This is a genomic window from Mucilaginibacter pankratovii (assembly GCF_014773265.1).
In the GTDB taxonomy this organism is placed as follows: Bacteria; Bacteroidota; Bacteroidia; order Sphingobacteriales; family Sphingobacteriaceae; genus Mucilaginibacter; species Mucilaginibacter pankratovii.
The window spans coordinates 138,710-159,449 of the sequence record NZ_JACWMY010000011.1; the positions used below are offsets into that span (position 1 = coordinate 138,710).

The following is a 20,740-nucleotide window of genomic DNA, read 5'->3' on the forward strand; positions in this document are numbered from 1 at the left end:
ACGCAAAACAGGTTTGCGCCAACCAAATAATACCTTAAAATTAATTTTACAAACCTTAAGTTACATTTTACCGTTTAAAGTAAAGTGCCGCTAAAACAGAAACTTGTTTTTCCCCCGATATGCAACGTTATATGATAAAGCTCCTTAAATCGACCGCGATTATTTTAACATTATTTTTAATTGTTAACGCGGGAACCAGCTACGCGCAGGATTCTACAGCAAAGGCCAAACCGGCAGTACCTAAGCCGGTTGCCACAAAACCGGCAACGGTGAAGCCCCCTGTTAAATACAACCCCTATGCAGCCAAGCCGGTACCTAAAGCCACAACCCTGCCAGCAACAAAAACACCAAGTAACCCGGGTACTGTGGTAGTAAAACCTGTACAGCAATACGTACCCGAAAACCCCGCCCTGTTGAATGATAAGAGCCTTAACGGGCAATACCAGTACCTGCTTACCAAAGTATACAATTACCAAAGGCCGCTGATATCGGCTTTATGGAAGAATTTTTCGGATACGCTGGGTGCTACCCGCCGCAAATTGAACGACGCCAGCATAAAACTATCCACACAAACGAAAAGAGCAGATTCGCTGGTGGCGGATATTAAGGCTAAAGAAGAGAACCTTTCGGCGTCGAATGCAAAGGTGGATAGCGTAAGCCTGTTGGGCATCCCGCTTACTAAATCAACCTATAATTGGATCATGTGGGGCCTGGTTGCTGGTTTCGGCGCTATCGCGGTAATAGTGATAGCACGGTCGGGCGCACACAGCCGCGAGGCCAGCTATCGTACCAAACTTTATAACGAGCTGGAAGAAGACTACAAAACCTACAAGGCCAAAGCCAACGAAAAGGAGAAAAAGCTTGCCCGCGAACTGCAAACCGAACGTAACAAGCTCGACGAATTGCTGGGCAAAGGGTAGCCTTATTCTTCATTATATGAAAGCATTTATACTTACAGTGTTTCTTAGTTTGGCAGTATCCACTTTGTTTGCTCAAACCGCTTGTTCAAAATTCAAATACGGCACTTTTAAAATGGCGTATGGAAAATTTAATTTGATTATCAAAAGGGCTGGTAAATACCAATTTGAGGAAATGCAAGATCCTAAAATATCGGTTTCATATATGGTAAAATGGATAGATGGTTGCCATTATCAATTAAAGCCAAATGAGGATTATTTCAAGCAATTCCCGCAAGCGCCGAAAAATGCTCTTATAACAGTAGAAATCACCAGTGTAAAGAAAAACTCCTACACACTTGCGGCGAAGTATAACTTTAGCGAAGAAGTTGTTACAGGTGAAGCTTTTAAAATTGATTAGCGGCAATGAAAGCTTATTTGTTTGGATGGAACCCCTTGAAATTCGCCTGGGCGGATATGGACGACGATATCAAAAAGCTTAAAACCTCGGGTAACCTGGTTGATAACTGGAGCGTTGCCAGCCATAAAACCATACAGATTGGCGACAGGGCCTATATTGTACGCCTCGGCGTTGAGCCCAAAGGGATCTTCGCCTCGGGTGTTATATCCTCTGAACCGTACGTCGCATTCCGAAAAGGCAGGCATTACCATCGGATCGAAATTTCTATCGATACTTTATTAAACCCGGACAAAGAACCCATCCTTACTATGGACATCTTAAAAATGGGCAACCTGGCTATGCAAACCTGGTCGCCGCAGGCATCGGGGATTTCTATCCGGCCCGAACTGGTTGATGAGATCGAAGGCGTTTGGCTGAATTTCCTGAGCGGGCATCCATACTATGGCAATTTATAATTTGTCGCAAAATCGCCACTAACAGGTCGTTTTTACGCACCATCGAGTGTGCCGATTGTGTATACCTTTGAATTAACAAACACAACATTATGGCAACTCAAATTTTTGTGAATTTACCGGTTAAAGATCTTAATAAATCGGTTGAGTTTTTCACCAGGCTTGGTTATACTTTTAACCCGCAATTCACCAACGAACAAGCTACCTGCATGATCGTTAGCGATACCATTTTTGTAATGCTGCTGGTAGAGCCCTTCTTTAAAACTTTCAGCAGCAAAGAAATCGCAGATTCATCCAAAGTAGTGGAATCTATCATCTGCCTGTCTGCCGAAGGCCGCGATGAGGTAGATGCCATCATTGGCAAAGCTATTGAAGCCGGCGCTATTGCACCTAAGGACAAAGTAGATTATGGCTGGATGTATAGCGGCAGTTTTGAGGATCTGGACGGCCACCTTTGGGAATATGTGTGGATGGACCCTGCCGGCCCGCCTCAGCAGCAATAGTTTTCACAATTACTTAAAGCAGCCTCCTAATTTTGGGATGCTGCTTTTTTGTTTACGCTTCTCTTATCGTCGGAGATCTTGCTTTAAAGATGCTTAAATATGAATATTTTACGCGCATAAACATCGGTGGCAATTACTTCATTGTTATTAGTAATGGCTACCCCGGTTACCGTAGTTGTAAGAAAGTCGCCTTCGCCAATTTTCTCCCTTATATCACCATTTTCGTCGGTTTTTAAGACGTAAGCTGGTGTAGCAACAAACAAATTATCCCCTTTACCTTTAATAGCATAACAAACCGTACCTGCATCCCAGGATTTAATAAAGTTTCCAAGCGTATCGTAAATGCGGATGATGCTGTTTCGTGGCGAAGTGACAAATATTTTATTCTTAAAATATGTTATTCCAAACGGGTACGCTTTATCTATCTGCTTGTCTGTTTGTATTGCAGCAGTGAACTTAAGCAGAAAATTGCCATTTTTATCGTACTTTTTAACATTGTTGTTCTGCCCGTCTACAACATAGATATTTTGATCGTTATCTACTGTTATTTCTTCAATATTTTGGAATTGCGTATCACCCGTACCATAAGAGCCCCACTTTGTTACAACTTTCCGGTCTTTATCTAAAATGGTTACATACGCAGCACCGGATGCGGTGGTTACCACCGTATTTCCATTCTTCAGAAACGCGATACCGCGAGGCGATGGGCCTGAATAAAATAATTGCAAGTAATTGCCGGCAATATCAAATTTCTGCACGTTGTAGTTGTTATCATCGCTAACATAAATATTGCTAAGGCTGTCAACTTCTACGTGCATAGGGTATTGAAACTGGCCGGGACCAGTCCCCCCAGAGCCGAAAGACAAAAGTTTACTGTAGCTTTTGCCCGAAGCATAGCCAAAGTTGATATCGCTAAATGGGCTGTACTCGGTAGCGCTATTAAAAATCTTGACTTTATAAAAAACTTTCACAAGTGGCGTAGTAACAATATCTGTTACGGTGCTATCGGCGGTTTCCTGCAATAGTTTATATTGTTGCTCTGTATCGTTAAACTTAAATACCTGGTATTTTTTTGCAAGCGGCACTTGTGCCCACGATATAACTATCTTGCTACCAAAAGCGCCTTTACTTACATTTAAATTGATGGGGCGGTCCAAAATAACATCGGCCGGCACAACCGGTGGAGTTGGTTCTTTGATAACTGGCGTTTCGACAGCTTTAGGGCCGTCTTTTTTGCAACCTGTATGCAACAGCGCAATTGCAAATATGGATAACAGAGCGAATTTAAATTTCACGTTTAGGTTATTTATCCTCAAATATAGGATTCCAACTTGAATAATACGTCCTAAACACAAAAAAGCCACTCTTTGCAAGAATGGCTTTTCTATAAAATGGGCTCTTGGCGGTTATCCCAAAAGAATAAAATTTCAATATCGATATCTCCAACATCGTAAAACATAGAACAATTTCTATGTACAAATGCCTTTCTTAAACTCTCTTCATTGCCAACGGCCTTAAAAATATAAGGGAATTTACTAATATTTTCTACCACTTCATAAACCCTGCGCCTAATTCATTCAATTCCCGTTCTCCAAACCTCTCCTCTAATTGCTGCCCTATCGAATTAAATGTGTCATCGGCCCGGTCAGAAAAAACTACGTTGTATTGCATTATTTAACAGGATACTTCTGCTTAAATTCTTCAAACGTTTTAAACCGTCCGGCTTTAATATCTTCCCGCCCGCGCGCAATGCCTTCAACTACGTGTGGAGGAAGGGCTTCATCATCGTCCTTTACAAAAGATACCTCTAATGCCTTCAAAAAAGCGTTAAGGGCTTTTTCCTGTTCTTCGGTTGGGTTTACAATATAAGTCGCCATAAACAAATATAAAAAATATCTAAGCCAAAAAAGCCACTCTTTTGCAAGAATGGCTTTTTGTATAGATCTTCCGGTACAGTTACACTTTGATCTCAACTTCAACTCCGCTTGGCAATTCAAGCTTCATTAAAGCATCTACAGTTTTTGAATTTGAACTGTAGATATCCAATAAACGCTTGTAAGAGCATAATTGGAATTGCTCACGTGCTTTTTTGTTTACGTGTGGTGAACGTAACACAGTGAAAATTTTCTTTTCGGTTGGTAACGGCAGTGGTCCGCTAACTACAGCACCCGTAGGTTTTACTGTTTTTACGATCTTCTCGGCAGATTTATCTACCAGGTTGTAATCGTAAGATTTTAATTTGATCCTGATTCTTTGGCTCATGTTATTTGTTGTTTTATAACCACCCTAAGAGCTATTTATTAGGATGATCGGTTTATTTTAAAATTTGAAGATTTGATAATTTGAAGATCATTTTCAAATCTTCAAACTACCTCATCTTCAAATCAATATTTACGCGTTAGCAGCAGCTTTTTTGCCTTTTACTTTGGCAACTACTTCTTCCTGTACGTTACGTGGCGCTTCTGCATAGTGGTCAAATTCCATGGTAGAAGTTGCACGGCCCGAAGTGATGGTACGCAACTGGGTTACGTAACCAAACATTTCTGAAAGTGGTACAGTAGCTTTAATTACCTGTGCACCTGCACGTGAATCCATACCCAAAAGCTGGCCACGACGACGGTTCATGTCACCGATAACATCACCCATGTTTTCTTCAGGGGTAAGGATCTCAATTTTCATGATCGGCTCAAGCAACACAGGTTTACATTTTGGCAATGCCTCGCGGTAAGCAGATTTTGCAGCTATCTCGAAAGATAACGCATCTGAATCGACCGCGTGGAACGAACCATCAATTAAACGCACTTTTAAGCCTGTTAACGGGAAACCGGCTAATACACCGTTTGCCATTGCAGCTGCAAAGCCTTTTTCTACAGATGGGATAAACTCGCGAGGGATAGAACCACCGCTAATTTCGTTCACAAATGTTAAACCTTCTTTACCATCTTCGTTTGGCGATACAATAATTTGGATATCGGCAAATTTACCACGACCACCTGTTTGTTTCTTATAAGTTTCGCGGTGCTGAACGGTACCGGTGATAGCTTCTTTGTAAGCTACCTGTGGCGCGCCCTGGTTAACCTCTACTTTAAACTCACGTTTCAAACGATCCATGATGATATCTAAGTGAAGCTCGCCCATACCGCTAATTACGGTTTGGCCGGTCTCTTCGTCAGATTTTACGTGGAACGTAGGATCCTCTTCAGATAATTTACCAAGAGCGATACCTAATTTATCTACGTCTGCCTGTGTTTTAGGCTCGATAGCTAAACCAATAACCGGCTCAGGGAAGTTCATCGATTCAAGGATGATCGGGAATTTCTCATCGCAAAGGGTATCACCTGTTTTAATGTCCTTAAAGCCTACTACCGCAGCAATATCACCTGCACCTACGTTAGGTATAGGGTTTTGCTTGTTAGCATGCATCTGGAATATACGGCTAATACGCTCTTTGTTATCTGAACGCATGTTGTGCACATACGAACCAGCTTCTAAGTTACCCGAGTAAACACGGATAAAGCATAAACGGCCCACGAAAGGATCGGTTGCAATTTTAAATGCTAAAGCTGCAAACGGCTCTTTTTCTGATGGTTTACGTAAAAGTTCTTCGCCTGTATCGGGGTGGGTACCAATGATACCTTCTACATCCATAGGTGAAGGAAGCAATTCCATCACATAATCAAGCATGGTTTGTACACCTTTGTTTTTGAACGATGAACCGCAAACCATAGGAACTATCTTAGCATCCAAAACAGCCTTACGTAAAGCGTCAAGCACTTCGCGTTCGGTGATGGTTTCAGGCGCATCAAAGAATTTCTCCATCAGGCTCTCATCGTAATCAGCAACAGATTCAAGCAGTTTTTCTCTCCACTCTGTAGCTTCTTCTATCATATCCTCCGGGATAGGCACTTCGGTAAAGGTCATCCCTTTATCATGCTCATTCCAAACAATACCTTTCCAGTTGATCAAATCAACAACACCTTTAAAGTTCTCTTCGGCGCCAATAGGCAACTGCAAAGGAACAGCGTTACTGCCTAACATACTTTTTACCTGTTTTACAACATTTAAAAAGTCGGCACCAGAGCGGTCCATTTTGTTAACGAAACCTATACGGGCAACGTTGTAGTTGTTTGCAAGGCGCCAGTTAGTTTCTGATTGTGGCTCAACACCATCAACAGCGCTAAACAAAAACACCAAACCATCCAATACCCGTAAGCTACGGTTCACCTCAACGGTGAAATCCACGTGCCCCGGGGTATCAATGATGTTGATATGGTAGTTTTGGCCCCTGTATTTCCAACCAACGGTTGTTGCAGCAGAGGTAATGGTAATACCACGTTCCTGCTCCTGCGCCATCCAGTCCATTGTAGCTGCACCCTCGTGTACCTCGCCAATTTTATGGCTCACACCCGAGTAGTACAATATACGCTCTGTTGTAGTGGTTTTACCGGCATCAATGTGAGCGGCAATACCTATGTTTCTTGTATATCTTAGATCTCTTGACATTATTATTATTTTTTGATTGCACCGATGCTTTTTTGATTACACCGATTATAAAAGTGCAAACATAAATAATCGGTGTAATCGTAGTATTAAATCGGTGTAATCCTTATTAGAAACGGAAGTGAGAGAACGCTTTGTTGGCTTCAGCCATTTTGTGCGTATCTTCTTTCTTCTTCACAGCAGCACCTTCACCTTTAGCAGCAGAGATGATCTCGCCGGCTAATTTCTCCATCATGGTTTTTTCACCACGACGACGGGCATAGCTGATCAACCATTTCATACCCAAAGCAACTTTACGCTCAGGACGAACCTCGGTTGGTACCTGGAAGTTTGCACCACCTACACGGCGGCTTTTTACTTCTACAGCAGGCATTACATTGTTTAAAGCTTTTTTCCAGCTATCCAATCCGTTTTCGCTGGTTTTCTTTTCAACAATTTCAATTGCGTTATAGAATATAGTATAGGCAGTAGATTTTTTACCGTCGAACATCATGTTATTTACAAACCTGGTTACCAAAACATCATTGAATTTTGGATCAGGAAGAAGGATTCTTTTTTTTGGTTTTGACTTTCTCATTGTTACTATCCTCCTTTAATTATTTTTTCTTCTTAGCTGGTGCGCCTTTTGTAGGTGCAGCTGCCTGACCTGGTTTAGGGCGTTTAGTTCCGTATTTAGAGCGGCGTTGGTTACGGCCCGCAACACCTGATGTATCTAACGCACCACGGATGATGTGGTAACGTACACCCGGCAAATCTTTAACACGACCACCACGGATCAAAACAATTGAGTGTTCTTGTAAGTTGTGGCCTTCTCCAGGGATGTAGGCGTTAACTTCTTTACCATTTGTAAGGCGCACACGTGCAACTTTACGCATTGCTGAGTTTGGTTTTTTAGGGGTAGTGGTGTACACACGGGTGCACACGCCTCTTCGCTGTGGACAGCTGTCCAACGCTGGCGACTTACTCTTGTCAACCAGAGCTACTCTACCTTTTCTAACTAATTGCTGAATAGTAGGCATTTTTTCCTTTTTGTATTTACTGTTTTATCCTTATTTTAAGGACTGCAAAGGTAGGTACTATTTTTTGATTTTCAAGGGCTTGCGGTAAAAAGTTTTTGTAATGGGCTGATTAGGTGGGCGGATGGCGGAAATGGGGTGGTTTTACGGATGTTTACGGTGTTTGCCGGGTTACATTTTTCTTATTAGCGTATCAATGCTAAATTGTGCATGAAACAAGTTTTGCAAAGTATTAAGCAACATCCTTACTCGGTATTTTTTTATTTAGTATACTGCTGGCTATGGTATTGTACTTATAAGGTGATATTACACCCCATAAAAGATGGCGGATTTTTAGTGTTTGGGGGAATTCTTACTGCCGCCCTCTTTATATTTGTGAGCTTACTTAACGCATATCATACAGATCAATACAGATTTTATCTTTGGTTTATAGGTTTTATAGGTATACCCGTAGCCATTGCATTTTACTTAGGGAGCATACAGGTTTATTAATTTGAAAAGCACGGCTTGTGTTGCTTTCTTCCGACCGTCCCGCTTTCTGTACAAGCCGCTGATAGAAGCGCCTTTTCCGCCAATCGGGTTTAGGTAGGTTGGGCTGGCGCGTAGATTTAAATTGTTCACCGCTACCCCCTCACCCACTCCAGCGGCCTATCATTTACAAAAGCCTTCCAAATTCTTTCCTTTGCATTCCGCTTAAATTTTAGCGTAAAGCCGGGCTCATCATTATAAAATGCCAGGTTTTCTACCCTAAAAAATTCCAGCTTACCGCCATCCCAGCTTTGGGTTATCACCAGCTTATCGCCGACGGCGTTTATTTGTAAAAACATGCCGTTATCCGCGCGTTTGTATTTGCCTTCAAACTGCTTTAATTGGGCAGGGCTAAACAGCGTATCATTCTCCAGCGCCTTAATGTGATTGGTAATGCCTGGGTTCTCAGGATCTAAGGCCAGCGCGCGTTTATAATAGGTTGCAGCCAACCGCTTATCGCCAAGGGCCTCTGCAGCGGCGGCAAAATTTGTGTGGGCAATGGGGCTTGACGGGTACCGGGTAATTTGTTGGTTAAATATGCTAAAAGCCTGCTGGTTTTTCCCTTGCCGCAACAATACCTTGCCGTAATAATTAATATCAGCTTCCGAAAACTTATTACCCTTTCGTGCCAGGTTATCAAACACCGCTTGCACATCGCCAAAGCCTTGCTTGCGCAAAGCAGCAAAAAGCCGCGTCATAGCATCCGGGTTATCATACCTAAAATGTAGCGGGCGCATGGTGAGTGCTGTTTGCCTGCCCAAAAACAGGCTGATGATCTGGTCGGCGGCTTTTAGTGCAGCCCCGCGGGTAAAAAAAACCAGGCTTTGGCCGGTAGCCGGGTTAGCTACAAACAGCGAAATAAAATCATCCGTTTTACCCCAGTGCCAAATAAGGTTTTGGTTTTTACCCTGCGCCAAACCCACGCCCAGCCCCCAGTTAATGTACGCTGCAGTATCACCGGCCACCCGCGATGTTTTGCTTTGCCTGCTAAACATCAGTTTTTGCGTTGCTGGTTTTAGGCCTTTACCCGCCAGCAGTGCCTGCAAAAACAGGTTATAATCATGCGCGTTGCTTAGCAGGCTAAAGGCGGCATTGGGCAGCATTGGGGCAAGGTCGGAGCTTTGCGGACCAAGCACTGCTGTATTCATGCTTTTGGCTTGCACATAGGTACTGCCTTTCATGCCCAGTGGTTTAAAAACCTCCTCCTGCATTAACTGCTCAAAGGGCTTAGCGGTTATTTTCTCTACCACCTTCTGCAAAAACCAATAGCCCTCTCCCGAGTAAGAATAAGCGCTGCCGGGCGCAAAAAGCAACTTCACCGGCTCGCCCGTTTCAAACTCCGGGAACTCCGCCAGTCCGCTGGTATGGCTTAAAACCATTCTCGCTGTGATCATGCTATACCTCGGGTCTTTCATATCGAAGCGCTTATAGGTGCCTATATAACGCATCAATGGTGTATCCAGCGAAAGCACTCCCCTATCGTAAAGCCGTAAAACGGCATAAGCAAAAACACTTTTACCCAGGGAGCCCGCTCGGAATAAGGTGGTGGAGTTTATGGGTGTTTTAAGCCCTTCCTTTCCTGAGCCAATATTGTAAGCGATTGTTTTACCACTACTGGTACAGGCCAGTTGTATGCCAGGCAAGCCATTATCATCTGCAATGTTTTGAAGCTGGCGCTGCTGGGCCTTTACCGATGCGATTGACAGGAAGGAAACAAGGAAGCAGACAAGTTTTCTCATTAGGTGTGCGATTGGAATTACTTGCTAAAGTATTACCAATATCCACAAAAACAAATTTAATTTTGAATTAATCCTATTTTACAATACAAAACAACGAAACAGGGCCATTTAATAACGATTATATAGAATTAAATTTTGGCTGATTATTGCATTTAATATCTGCTGTCCGAAACGCACCACCAAATCGAATAAATAATATAGTGGTTATATCACTAATTAACCGAATTAAAAATCGGTCAGTTAATTTTAGTTAAGATTAATGAAAGCAGGTATAGCACAAGGCCACGCCTGCTTTTTTGTATAAAGATCTATTTAAAAACTATCATCTAAAGCAACCTTATTGCTATTGCTCAGCTTAATATCCTGTATCTCTCCCGCGCCTTCAAAGGCTACGCATATCCCGGCAATATCTTTAATGGTTTGGGTGATGGGGGTTTTAAATATCTGCACACCGTTTAGTTGCACGGTTAGCTGCATATTTTTTACGCTGCAACGGAGGTTTTGGAATTGGCTAAAATCGCAGCCGAACGCACTGAGGTCTCTGTCTTTACCATGGATCCAATCAGACGAGGTGAAAATCGTCAGCGCCGAGCTGCAGCCCTTATTGGCCAGCGGGATAATAATGGCGTTTTGCTTTCCTAAAATATAAACGATAACATTCCGGCAGGATGATTCTTCGGGCGTGGAAGTGTTGCGCAGGGTGGTTTCCAGCGTAAAATCGCTCCCGTTTATACCATCAAACTCCCTTACATTATAAAACCGCAGCCATTGCCCGTTAAAAACCGGCAAGCCGGTTTTGCGGGCCAGGTTTTTTGCCGGCAGGCCCAATGCGCCGGGCAGGTGTATATCCGCCGCGCTTAAATACGTGGGCACCGGGAATTTATCCAATAACCCAACCCAACCCTTTGTTTGGACGTAGACGGGCGTTTCCTTTTTTACCTGCCCTTTATCAATAAGCTTTGCCGTAAAATAGCCCGGGTGATAGTAAATAGAGGTATGCTGCCTGCCCGATGCCGCTATCCGCTCTGTACGCGATGGGTCCCAGGTTTGCTGCAGGGTAAGGCTATCCGTATGCAGGCCCGAGGCATCATAATTAAACACCACAGAGTTGGGTAAACCTTCGGCAACTACACGCGCCTCAAATTTAACAGGGACATTGGTTGCCGCCATTTCGGGTTGTTTTGGCTTGATGATCCAGGCCAGTATCGCCACCAAAACAAGCAGCGTAACCGCCATACTGATGATTGCTGGGAGATAATTTCTTCTTTTCGTGGGCAGTTTAATCGCCGTTGCCAGGGGTACATTTTCGGTATCAATATTTTGTTTAAATGCGCGCCAATCATCGTACCCCGCAAATTTGGCAAGCGCATTTAGCGTGGCCGCATTGGGTGTGCTGTCATACTTCACCTTGCCCCAAATTCTTTTCAGCGTAGTCACGCTAAGCATCGTGCCGGTTTTATGCAAAAAGCGTTCGCTTAGTTTTTCAAAATCAAGGTCGCTCCACCCGGCGCTGCTCCCCCAATCCAGTGCCTCCTCGGTTACCTGGCGCCAGCGGGCAATATAAAAACCTTCCTTTTGCATAATGTTGGTGTGAACGGATTTGAATGTACTTGAATAAGGCTTTGTGGCAGTGGCCATTCAATTTAGCCTAAAATTAAAAATAATTATGAAAAATAAACTTTCAGCATTTATTAAACAGCTGCTATTGCCGGGGCTGCTGTTTTTCGCCATTACAGGATTCGCACAGGTAAAACAACCTAAGATTAAACCGATTGCCATTCCGTTTGATGCCGCCCATTGGGATACCACTTTACAAAAGGTAGAATTTCTTAGCTACAAAGGCACAAAAGCCATGAAGGTGCTTCCCGGCAATAAACTTGTAGTATTAAAAGATATAAACTTTACCAATGGTACTATCGAGTTTGACACCCAGCCAGTAGATGTTACCAAATCATCCTTCTTAAGCGTATACTTCCGCAGGCAAAGTAACGATGAAAGCGAACTGGTATACCTGCGTACCGCAAAAGATGAAAGCCTACAGCGTAACGATGCCATACAATATGCACCTATTATCCGTGGTGTAAACCTGTGGGATATGATGAACCATTACCAGGGGCCTGCAGCCATCAAAAACGAGGAATGGAACCATTTTAAACTGGTTATCTCCGGCATGCAAATGCGCGTGTACCTAAACAATATGGAAAAACCAACCCTGGAGATACCCCGTTTAGAAGCCAACGCCACCGCAGGAGGCATCGCGTTTGATGGGCAGGCGTATTTTGCCAACCTCATCATCAAGCCAAACGAAACAGAAGGTCTATCCCCGGCCCAAGGCACAGATCTTAGCAACCACGATGTGGGTTATATCCGCCGCTGGGAGGTATCCGCTGCGCAGTTTTTAGAAAAAGGCCGCGAACTGATTCGCGAGGACCTGCCAACCGATACTACCAAATGGCAGCCTGTTTGGGCCGAGCGCCACGGACTGATAAACCTTACGCGCGTTTACGGCGGTATAGAAAACCGAGGCGGCGGCGTACAGAATAAAAACCGCTATGTATGGCTCAAAACCAAAATACGCTCCACAAAAGACCAGTGGGCCAAAATACAACTTGGCTTTAGCGACGAGGTATCCGTTTTCATCAACGGAGGATTGATCTATACAGATAAGAACCAGTACCCGCAGCCCATCCGCAAATACCCCGACGGGCGTTTGGATGTAGCCAACTCATCTTTCGAGATCCCGCTGAAAACAGGCGACAACGAATTGGTTATCGGCGTATCCAATTACTTTTATGGCTGGGGCATAGTAGCCCGCATGGTCAAAATGGATGGTAGCATTGCTGTTTTGCAGGAATAAGAATAAGGGCGCAGATATTGGTTTATCTGCGCCTTACTAAATCATGGTTTGCTTTTAATGTTGCATATAAATAATTACCTTGGTAGGTACTAAATCCTCAACAAATAACATTGCCAAACCATGAAAACCGACCTCTACACAAAAGTTATCCTAACCGTTATAGCCATTGCGCTTACGTTAAACCTGTTAAAAGGCAGCAGTACCCCAGCCATGGCCGACACTAAAAAATTCGTGAGCATCCCGGTAAACCCCGATGGCAGCATCAACGTAAATATCAACAAGGTGAACGAAACCATGGATGTGAATATTAAAAGTGTAGAACGCGGCGCGTTTTACTACGTATCACCCATCCCGGTAAAAGTTAATCCGTAAACCTTCCATTATACCTTACAAATGAATGTAGACGAAGTAATGGCCCAACTGCAGGCTATGGGCAGCGAAAGCATTAAAAAGATCTTGCTGAAGCACGGCGTTAAAGAGCCGTTTTTTGGTGTTAAGGTAGAATATTTAAAAACCATCCAAAAAAAGGTAAAAACTGACTACGATTTAGCCAACGGCCTTTTCGCCACTGGTAATGCCGACGCCATGTATCTTGCCGGGCTGATAACCGACGATGCAAAAATGACCAAAGCCGATCTGCAAAAATGGGTTGAGCTTGCCTTATCTAATAACATAGGCGAATACACCGTACCTTGGGTGGCGGCAGGCAGCCGTTATGGATTTGAGCTTGCGCTTGAATGGATCGATAGTCCCGAAGAACGTATTGCCGCCTCGGGCTGGGCTACCCTGGCAAACCTGGTAACCTTAAAACCGGATAGCGAACTGGATATAGATACGCTGAAAGGCCTGTTAACCCGCGTGGAACAAACCATCCATTCAGCGCCAAACCGGGTGCGTTATCAAATGAATAGTTTTATTATCGCTACGGGCGCATACGTTTCGGCTTTAACTGCCGATGCCCTTGCTGCTTCTGCAAAAAACGGAACGGTGATGGTAGATATGAACGGCACAGCGTGCAAAGTACCCGCCGCGGCAGATTACATTAAAAAAGCCCGTGACAAAAACCCCGACGCAAAAAAGAAGAAAACGGTTAAGTGTTGAGCGCTAACAGGTGTTTCTTCCTTGCGAGACATTACTGGCTAATAAAAAAGCCGCTACAAATTCAATATTCATAGCGGCACCAGGTGAAGTATTTGAAGACTCCCTACCTCAACACTTCCCTGCTTATCACAATTTTTTGTATCTCTGATGTCCCCTCGCCTATGGTGCACAGTTTGGCATCGCGGTAATACTTTTCTACCGGGAAATCTTTGGTGTAGCCGTAGCCGCCGAAGATCTGTACAGCCTCGTTAGCACAGCGCACCGCAACTTCTGATGCAAAGTACTTGGCCATAGCCGATTGCTTGGTTACCGGCAGATGGCGGTTTTTAAGATCAGCCGCCTGCATTACCAAAAGTTCGGATGCTTCAATTTCAGTGGCCATATCAGCCAGTTTAAACGAGATGCCCTGGAAACTGCTTATCGGCTGCCCAAACTGGTGGCGTTCCTTAGAATAAGCTACTGCAGCTTCAAACGCGCCTTTGGCAATGCCTAACGAGAGTGCCGCTATAGAGATGCGACCGCCATCCAGCACCTTCATGGCTTGTTTAAAACCTTCACCTTCGGCACCCAGCAGGTTTTCCCTGGGTACACGGCAATTATCAAATATCATCTCCGTAGTTTCTGATGCGCGCATGCCCAGCTTATTCTCTTTTTTGCCTGCACTAAAGCCCGCCGTACCCCGCTCTATCACCAGGGCAGAGATCCCTTTGCTATCGCCTTTATTACCCGTACGCACCATTACCACGGCCAAATCGCCGCTTTTACCGTGTGTTATCCAGTTTTTCGATCCGTTTACAATATAGTGGTCGCCATCTAAAATGGCAGTGGTATTCATCCCCATAGCGTCGCTGCCGGTGTTGGCCTCGGTTAATCCCCAGGCACCCAGCCATTCGGCAGTGGCCAGTTTGGGTAGCCAGCGTTGCTTTTGCTCTTCATTGGCAAACGCCAATATATGCCCGGTACAAAGCGAGTTATGCGCCGCTACGGATAAACCGATAGAGCCGCAAACCTTAGCTATCTCTACAATAACCGTTACATATTCGGCGTAACCAAAGCCCGAGCCGCCGTACTCTTCAGGAACCAGCACACCCATCATGCCGGTTTCGCCTAATTGCTTAAATAGCTCCAGCGGGAAATGCTGCGCTTCGTCCCATTCCATTACATTGGGTTTAATATGCTTTTCGGCAAAATCTTTGGCCATCTGGCCTATCATTTTTTGGTTATCGCTTACCGAAAAATCGAAGCCGGCAGGAGTATCGGTTAGTAAATGGTCCATTTTAAAATATAGGATTATAATTGGTGCGGTAAAGATAACGATAAAATACTATGCATGCATAGTATTTTATCGCAAAAAATTATCCTTTTTTTCTCTCGAATAAAGCTTCTTTTTAAATAAAAGTGTGAAATCTTTTTATAATTTATTAAAAAGAGAGCCTATTTCATAAAATATTTCAGATATCTATCTAAAATAATCAAATTATTAAACAAACACCTCAAACTAATCTAAAATATAACGACTTCAAGTAAATATTTCACGTAAATTTTATAAAAAAGCGACTTTTTATAAAATTTTAGCAACAAAAGGCTAAAATAAATTACAACTTATCAAGACAACACCTATAAATAATTAAAAATACCACAAATAAAACTGTCTTTTTTTAAAAAGAACAATAAAACATCAACAGTTATAACATCATTTTTACAATTAAGGTAAAAATTACCATCAAATTGTAATGCATATGTTACAATAGTATCTTGTGTGCATTAACTTTTCACTTTAACTGATCATTTCATGAAAAAAAACTTATTCAAAAACCTCATTGGGTTGCTGTTGGTGCTATCGTGCCAATTTGCCTACTCCCAAAGCCGGACAGTAACCGGTACTGTTATCGCTAAAGACGATGGTTTGCCGGTGCCCGGCGCCACTGTTGTGCTAAAAGGCTCTCACACAGGCACACAAACATCCATAACCGGTAAATTCAGCTTAAGCGTCCCTTCTTCAGGTGGTGTACTGGTGTTTTCCTATCTTGGATACAACTCTTTAGAGGTACCAATTGATGGCTCTGTAATTAATGCGGTGCTTATTACCAACTCAAAACTTTTGGGCGAAGTTGTGGTAACCGGTTCGGGTGTTGCAATAAGCAAAGCCAAATTGGGTATTGCCGTCGAATCGCTTTCCGGCAAAGCGCTTACCGCGTCTCCGCAGGCATCTATTGACCAGGGCTTGGTTGGCCAGGTTGCAGGTGCTCAAATCTCTTCGGTAGACGGCACACCGGGTGCACGAACAAATATCGTATTGAGAGGTATTAATACCGTTCAGGGGAGCACTTCTCCAATGATCCTCGTAGACGGTGTGGAATCTCGCACTACAGATATAAGCCAACTCGATCCCGCTACGGTCGATCACATAGAAATTGTACAGGGTGCTGCAGCGTCTACTATTTATGGCGCGCAAGGTGCAAACGGTGTTATCCAAATCTTCACTAAAAAAGGCCGTGTGGGCAAAACACGGGTTGAAATTGCGTCAACCGCCAGCAGTAACCAATATTTAAATATTGGCGATGTACACCAGGCAAAGCTGAGCAGCTTTATGGTAGATGCAAATGGAATTTTTATTGATGCGAGCGGCAACCCGATAGCGATTGACCAGGATGGCCGTTATACCGGTATCCAGTGGGCATTTGGTGCCGACCCATCTGTGGGTGCCCCAACAGCAATGAGCAACCCCAAAAACATTGCCCACCAGCAATATGGCACTAACTTAAACTACTATGACCACCTTAAACAGTTGTTTAAAACAGCCTACACCACTAATAATAGCGTAGCTATCTCTGGCGGAAGCGAGAAATCAGACTTCAATTTAACAGCTTCAAACAATCATCAACAAAGTAATATCAAGAACAACGGGTATAACGACCGTTCGAATTTAACCGCAAACATAGGTACCGAACTATTTAAAGGTTTCACACTGCGTTCTGTTACGCAATTGATATATACCAAAAACACTATTAACCCTAATTACGGGATTGGTAACGCAGGCGGTATATTTGATGTGTTAAACGCTTCTCCTTTTTATGATTTTGACCGCAAAAATGAGGATGGCAGTTACCCGCTATCATTAAACTCCGGTACTGTCAGCGTAAACGGATCTAACCCCAACTATTATACGCAATGGGCAAACAGAGTTTCGCACCGCGAAGACTTATTGCAAAGCTTCATGGCAGATTATAGGGTTAACAAATTCTTAAGCCTAAACGCCAAATACGGCCTTAACTACCAGCATACCGAGCAAAACACCATCTATAAAAATCAATCTGCCACTTTAACCGCTATAGATTTAGGGTCGTACTACGGCGCTTTTGCAGCCAACCCCAATGGCGAGTTAGTTAAAAATACAAGTTCTACTACCTTCCAAAACTTTAACGGTTCGGCGGTAATTAAAACCGACTTTGAAAAAGATTTCCATCTAAATGTGCCTATCACAACAACTACGTTGTTAGGATATGATTACAGAAAAAGTTTAGATAAACAATTTAACACCTACGGTTTAGAATTGCCTGTTTATGCTATCTACAACTTTAATCAAACCGCAACCCAGGCCGTATCTTATGATTATACTACGCCTTTTGTAACTTATGGTTTTGTAGTAAATCAAAAAGTTGACTTTGGCGATTACGGTGGCGTATCAGGTGGTTTCAGAACAGACTATTCGTCTGCATTTGGTGCAGGTTCAAAGCCATTTACCTTTCCTAATGCAAATGCATATATCCGCGCATCATCGTTCGGTTTCTGGAAAAACTCATTCCTTGGGAACGCCATCCCCGAATTTAAGATCAGGGGTGGTTATGGCGAGGCGGGAACACAGCCCTATCCGTTTGACAGGTATCCAACCATTAATCCCGGCAACCTTGGCCAGTCTTTAACCTTTAACCTGCCTACAGCTCTTGCTAACCCCGACCTTAAAGTAGAGGTTTCCAAAGAATACGAGATCGGTACAGATTTTAGCATTAAAGGTGCAACCGGCAACTGGTTTAATGATATAACCATCAGTGGTACTTACTGGAATCGTAAAGCCAATAATGTTATTTATAACGTAAATACAGCTCCATCAACAGGTGGTAACCAAATAAAAACCAATGCCATTGGTCTTGCATCACACGGTATCCAGGCATCGTTAAACCTAAGCGTATTTACAAGCAAGGATTTTAACTGGCATTTTACCACCAACTTTAGTAATCAAACCACCATGATTACCAGTACCGGCGGCGCGCCTATCATCCTCGCTACTGCAGCTGGCAGTACACAGCTGAGCTTAATTGCGGGCCAAAAAATTGGCCAGATATATGGCTTTAAGGCTTTAACCAGCGTTAGCGAAACAAACAGCTTAGGTGTACCATACATATTGCCGGCAGATTATGACAAATACACCATTGTAGACGGTCGGGTTGTAAACATCGCCAATAAAGGTATTCAGTTTGCCAACGAGGTTTCTCCCATTGGCGATCCAAACCCTAAATTCAACATGTCGTTCATTAACTCGTTCAACTACAAAGCATTCACCTTTGGCTTTCAGTTCGACTGGGTTTATGGCAGCCACCTGTACAACCAAACCAAAGAATGGCAGTACCGCGATGGTATCAGCGGCGATTATGACAAACCTGTAGATATTGGCGGCACATCCGGTGCATACACTGCCTACTACAGAAGCGCATATGCTGATATAATAGGCGCCCGTAACGGTGCAAGAAATGGAACGAAGGATTACTTCTACGAGAGCTCTTCTTTTTTAAGATTAAGAAACATTTACCTTGGGTACGACTTCTCTAAGCTGATAAGCCGCAAAGTGTTTAAAAGAGCGATGTTAACCTTTACCGGCCGTAACATACTAACTTTCACCAAATACACCGGCTTCGATCCGGAAACAAGCTCTGGGTCATCTAACTCACCGTTTGACAGGGGCGTAGATCATGATTCAACACCTAACAGCAAAACGTATCAAATTGGTTTAAATCTTGGATTTTAATTGATCTTAATTGAAAATAAAATGAAAAAATATAAATATATAGTAACATCAATAATCATGGCCGGAGTAGTGTGCTCATCGGCATGTAAGAAAGAATTAGACGTAAAAAATCCAAATTCACCTACGCTGGAACAGGCAAAAACAGAATCGGGCCTTACTTCACTTGCCGCCGGCAGTGTATATATAAACGGTTTTGTAAATGGCAACGGATGGCTGGGCGATACCTTCTTTTCATTGTGCTACGGGTACCACGAATTATTGGCAGATGATGTATCTGCGCAAGCATCCAACCAAAACGTTAACTTAGTTAACGTGCCCGATTACGCTATCCTCGACGATGGCAGCAGGCTAACTAACCCGCAGCCTCAAATAGCCAATTTAAGGCTTAATAACACGCGCGACAAGCAGGGAACCAACATGTTCTACTACGAATGGCAAAGCATGTACGGATTAAACAATGCCTGTAACCAGATACTGGCATTAACCAACAATGTTAGCTTAGGCGGCGATGCAGCTACCAAACAGGCCACCTACAAAGCATGGGCATACTGGTGGAAAGGCATCGCGTACGCAAGGTTAGGCTCTGTTTATTACGCAGGGCTAATAAACGATGGTATAAGCGTAACAAACGGCAACTATGTTTCCAGCGCCGCCCTTATTGCCGAAGCAAACAAAAACCTTACGCAGGCTATGACGCTTTTAAAAGGCATATCCAATACCGCAACTTATACCGAACTGATGGGTAAACTGATCCCTTCTTTCTTCCAGGTGGGCAATGCGCAGGTGCCTACAACAGATATGTTTGTGCGCAGTATAAATACACTGATGGCGCGCAATTTATTGGCCAATACCCGTACATCTGCCATGACGGCCGCCAACTGGCAAACTATTTTAACTTTAACCAACGCAGGAATCCAATCAGGCGATAATGTTTTTGCTGGTTTCAGTGCTGCCAATAATTATATTTTTTCGGCAGGCGGGGGCTCGGTAGCAGCTAACACCGCGGGAGACAAAACAGCGAGCAGCTTTACCATCAGCGAACGTTTAGTGCAGGACATTAAGGCCGGCGATTTGCGCAAAAGTAAGAACTTTTTACAAGGAACGCCATTTTACAACCAGGTAGGTGGCTTTACTTTTAGCACAAGGTGGCAATTAAATGATGCCAAACTCACCCCAATTCCGGGTAACAACGCCTTCACAATTGCCGACAAAACTCCGGGCAACCAGGAAGTGTATATGGCAGGCAGCTACGAAGAGAATGAACTGATGAAAGCAGAAGCGCTTATTAACACCGGCCAAATTGATTTAGGCTTAGCAAGTGTTGATGCGGTGCGTACTTACCAGGGCGCGGGGCTTGCAAAGGTATCCGGCACCGGTTTAACCCTGGCAGCTGCACAAGAAGAACTTCGTAAGGAACGACGTCTTGCGCTTTTATTCAGGGGCACCGCATTTTACGACGCAAGGCGTTGGGGTGTGATTTATGACATATCTAAAGGTGGTGGCCGCACAAATGCTGTAGTGCTTACATCTTCTGGCGTATTAAACACGCATGCAACCATCAACTATAACTTCCTTGATTATTGGGACGTTCCGGCTGATGAGTTTGAATTAAACCCGCCGGCAGCAGGTAGCGCGCCGATAAAGAATCCAAATTAATAATTCCTATTTGTTTCGTTCTTTATATCAGTTAATACTAATACCCCA

General features: G+C 43.7%; 18 protein-coding genes. 9 read left to right on the forward strand and 9 right to left on the reverse strand.

The genetic code is table 11. The features are described 5' to 3' along the window. The first annotated feature begins 131 nt into the window (after positions 1-131). The 4 genes from IDJ77_RS20395 to IDJ77_RS20410 all read left to right on the forward strand — a co-directional run bounded on the left by IDJ77_RS20395 (position 132) and on the right by IDJ77_RS20410 (position 2,272). Complete coding sequence (locus IDJ77_RS20395) at positions 132-920, forward strand: hypothetical protein (protein WP_191190829.1); 789 nt, start codon at positions 132-134, stop codon at positions 918-920. A 16-nt stretch (positions 921-936) separates the two neighbouring features. Next, positions 937-1,317: a hypothetical protein gene (locus tag IDJ77_RS20400; protein WP_191190830.1), complete on the forward strand. Its 381-nt coding sequence runs from the start codon at positions 937-939 to the stop codon at positions 1,315-1,317. A 5-nt stretch (positions 1,318-1,322) separates the two neighbouring features. Beyond that, positions 1,323-1,772, forward strand: coding sequence for a hypothetical protein (locus IDJ77_RS20405; RefSeq protein ID WP_191190831.1), 450 nt, complete (start codon positions 1,323-1,325; stop codon positions 1,770-1,772). A gap of 89 nt (positions 1,773-1,861) precedes the next feature. Next, positions 1,862-2,272 (forward strand): VOC family protein, encoded by a 411-nt coding sequence (locus IDJ77_RS20410; RefSeq protein ID WP_191190832.1) that lies wholly within the window; start codon positions 1,862-1,864, stop codon positions 2,270-2,272. Between the two features lie 83 nt (positions 2,273-2,355). Here IDJ77_RS20410 and IDJ77_RS20415 read toward each other — a convergent pair whose 3' ends face one another. The 8 genes from IDJ77_RS20415 to IDJ77_RS20450 form a co-directional block, all read right to left on the reverse strand. After that, positions 2,356-3,567, reverse strand: coding sequence for an NHL repeat-containing protein (locus tag IDJ77_RS20415; RefSeq protein WP_191190833.1), 1,212 nt, complete (start codon positions 3,565-3,567; stop codon positions 2,356-2,358). A 375-nt stretch (positions 3,568-3,942) separates the two neighbouring features. Next, positions 3,943-4,149 (reverse strand): DUF2683 family protein, encoded by a 207-nt coding sequence (locus tag IDJ77_RS20420; RefSeq protein WP_191190834.1) that lies wholly within the window; start codon positions 4,147-4,149, stop codon positions 3,943-3,945. A 79-nt stretch (positions 4,150-4,228) separates the two neighbouring features. Further along, complete coding sequence (rpsJ, locus tag IDJ77_RS20425; protein ID WP_022830652.1) at positions 4,229-4,534, reverse strand: 30S ribosomal protein S10; 306 nt, start codon at positions 4,532-4,534, stop codon at positions 4,229-4,231. A gap of 129 nt (positions 4,535-4,663) precedes the next feature. Further along, entirely contained in the window at positions 4,664-6,775 is a 2,112-nt protein-coding gene (gene fusA, locus IDJ77_RS20430) for an elongation factor G (RefSeq protein WP_191190835.1), read from the reverse strand. 106 nt (positions 6,776-6,881) lie between these two features. After that, positions 6,882-7,349: a 30S ribosomal protein S7 gene (rpsG, locus tag IDJ77_RS20435; protein ID WP_134335638.1), complete on the reverse strand. Its 468-nt coding sequence runs from the start codon at positions 7,347-7,349 to the stop codon at positions 6,882-6,884. Between the two features lie 19 nt (positions 7,350-7,368). Then, positions 7,369-7,791 carry a 30S ribosomal protein S12 gene (gene rpsL, locus IDJ77_RS20440; protein ID WP_067190071.1) on the reverse strand — a complete coding sequence of 141 codons (423 nt, stop codon included), beginning with the start codon at positions 7,789-7,791 and terminating at the stop codon, positions 7,369-7,371. A 620-nt stretch (positions 7,792-8,411) separates the two neighbouring features. Next, positions 8,412-10,055: a serine hydrolase domain-containing protein gene (locus IDJ77_RS20445; protein WP_191190836.1), complete on the reverse strand. Its 1,644-nt coding sequence runs from the start codon at positions 10,053-10,055 to the stop codon at positions 8,412-8,414. Positions 10,056-10,367: 312 nt separating this feature from the next. After that, positions 10,368-11,636: a hypothetical protein gene (locus IDJ77_RS20450; protein WP_191190837.1), complete on the reverse strand. Its 1,269-nt coding sequence runs from the start codon at positions 11,634-11,636 to the stop codon at positions 10,368-10,370. Positions 11,637-11,721: 85 nt separating this feature from the next. On the opposite strand from IDJ77_RS20450, the gene IDJ77_RS20455 reads away from it, so the two are divergent. The 3 genes from IDJ77_RS20455 (at position 11,722) to IDJ77_RS20465 (ending at position 14,013) form a co-directional block, all read left to right on the forward strand. Continuing rightward, positions 11,722-12,912, forward strand: coding sequence for a hypothetical protein (locus IDJ77_RS20455; protein ID WP_191190838.1), 1,191 nt, complete (start codon positions 11,722-11,724; stop codon positions 12,910-12,912). A gap of 120 nt (positions 12,913-13,032) precedes the next feature. After that, complete coding sequence (locus IDJ77_RS20460; protein WP_191190839.1) at positions 13,033-13,284, forward strand: hypothetical protein; 252 nt, start codon at positions 13,033-13,035, stop codon at positions 13,282-13,284. A 21-nt stretch (positions 13,285-13,305) separates the two neighbouring features. Then, positions 13,306-14,013, forward strand: coding sequence for a DNA alkylation repair protein (locus IDJ77_RS20465; RefSeq protein WP_191190840.1), 708 nt, complete (start codon positions 13,306-13,308; stop codon positions 14,011-14,013). Positions 14,014-14,116: 103 nt separating this feature from the next. Here the strand turns inward: IDJ77_RS20465 and IDJ77_RS20470 are convergent, their stop codons facing one another. Continuing rightward, positions 14,117-15,289: an acyl-CoA dehydrogenase family protein gene (locus tag IDJ77_RS20470; protein ID WP_191190841.1), complete on the reverse strand. Its 1,173-nt coding sequence runs from the start codon at positions 15,287-15,289 to the stop codon at positions 14,117-14,119. 516 nt (positions 15,290-15,805) lie between these two features. Between IDJ77_RS20470 and IDJ77_RS20475 the strand changes: the two genes are divergently transcribed. Continuing rightward, positions 15,806-19,036, forward strand: coding sequence for a SusC/RagA family TonB-linked outer membrane protein (locus tag IDJ77_RS20475; protein WP_191190842.1), 3,231 nt, complete (start codon positions 15,806-15,808; stop codon positions 19,034-19,036). Positions 19,037-19,057: 21 nt separating this feature from the next. Further along, a complete protein-coding gene (locus IDJ77_RS20480) occupies positions 19,058-20,692 on the forward strand; it encodes a RagB/SusD family nutrient uptake outer membrane protein (RefSeq protein ID WP_191190843.1) in 1,635 nt (544 codons plus the stop codon). The last annotated feature ends 48 nt before the right edge of the window (positions 20,693-20,740 follow it).

Bases quoted from the DNA above. Each gene is read 5' to 3' on its own strand.
- IDJ77_RS20420 (WP_191190834.1), bottom strand. From the start codon at position 4,149: ATGGCGACTTATATTGTAAACCCAACCGAAGAACAGGAAAAAGCCCTT.
- rpsL (WP_067190071.1), bottom strand. From the start codon at position 7,791: ATGCCTACTATTCAGCAATTAGTTAGAAAAGGTAGAGTAGCTCTGGTT.
- IDJ77_RS20445 (WP_191190836.1), bottom strand. From the start codon at position 10,055: ATGAGAAAACTTGTCTGCTTCCTTGTTTCCTTCCTGTCAATCGCATCG.
- IDJ77_RS20400 (WP_191190830.1), top strand. From the start codon at position 937: ATGAAAGCATTTATACTTACAGTGTTTCTTAGTTTGGCAGTATCCACT.
- IDJ77_RS20410 (WP_191190832.1), top strand. From the start codon at position 1,862: ATGGCAACTCAAATTTTTGTGAATTTACCGGTTAAAGATCTTAATAAA.
- IDJ77_RS20450 (WP_191190837.1), bottom strand. From the start codon at position 11,636: ATGCAAAAGGAAGGTTTTTATATTGCCCGCTGGCGCCAGGTAACCGAG.
- IDJ77_RS20470 (WP_191190841.1), bottom strand. From the start codon at position 15,289: ATGGACCATTTACTAACCGATACTCCTGCCGGCTTCGATTTTTCGGTA.
- IDJ77_RS20480 (WP_191190843.1), top strand. From the start codon at position 19,058: ATGAAAAAATATAAATATATAGTAACATCAATAATCATGGCCGGAGTA.
- IDJ77_RS20405 (WP_191190831.1), top strand. From the start codon at position 1,323: ATGAAAGCTTATTTGTTTGGATGGAACCCCTTGAAATTCGCCTGGGCG.
- fusA (WP_191190835.1), bottom strand. From the start codon at position 6,775: ATGTCAAGAGATCTAAGATATACAAGAAACATAGGTATTGCCGCTCAC.
- IDJ77_RS20475 (WP_191190842.1), top strand. From the start codon at position 15,806: ATGAAAAAAAACTTATTCAAAAACCTCATTGGGTTGCTGTTGGTGCTA.
- rpsJ (WP_022830652.1), bottom strand. From the start codon at position 4,534: ATGAGCCAAAGAATCAGGATCAAATTAAAATCTTACGATTACAACCTG.
- IDJ77_RS20460 (WP_191190839.1), top strand. From the start codon at position 13,033: ATGAAAACCGACCTCTACACAAAAGTTATCCTAACCGTTATAGCCATT.
- IDJ77_RS20455 (WP_191190838.1), top strand. From the start codon at position 11,722: ATGAAAAATAAACTTTCAGCATTTATTAAACAGCTGCTATTGCCGGGG.
- IDJ77_RS20395 (WP_191190829.1), top strand. From the start codon at position 132: ATGATAAAGCTCCTTAAATCGACCGCGATTATTTTAACATTATTTTTA.
- rpsG (WP_134335638.1), bottom strand. From the start codon at position 7,349: ATGAGAAAGTCAAAACCAAAAAAAAGAATCCTTCTTCCTGATCCAAAA.
- IDJ77_RS20465 (WP_191190840.1), top strand. From the start codon at position 13,306: ATGAATGTAGACGAAGTAATGGCCCAACTGCAGGCTATGGGCAGCGAA.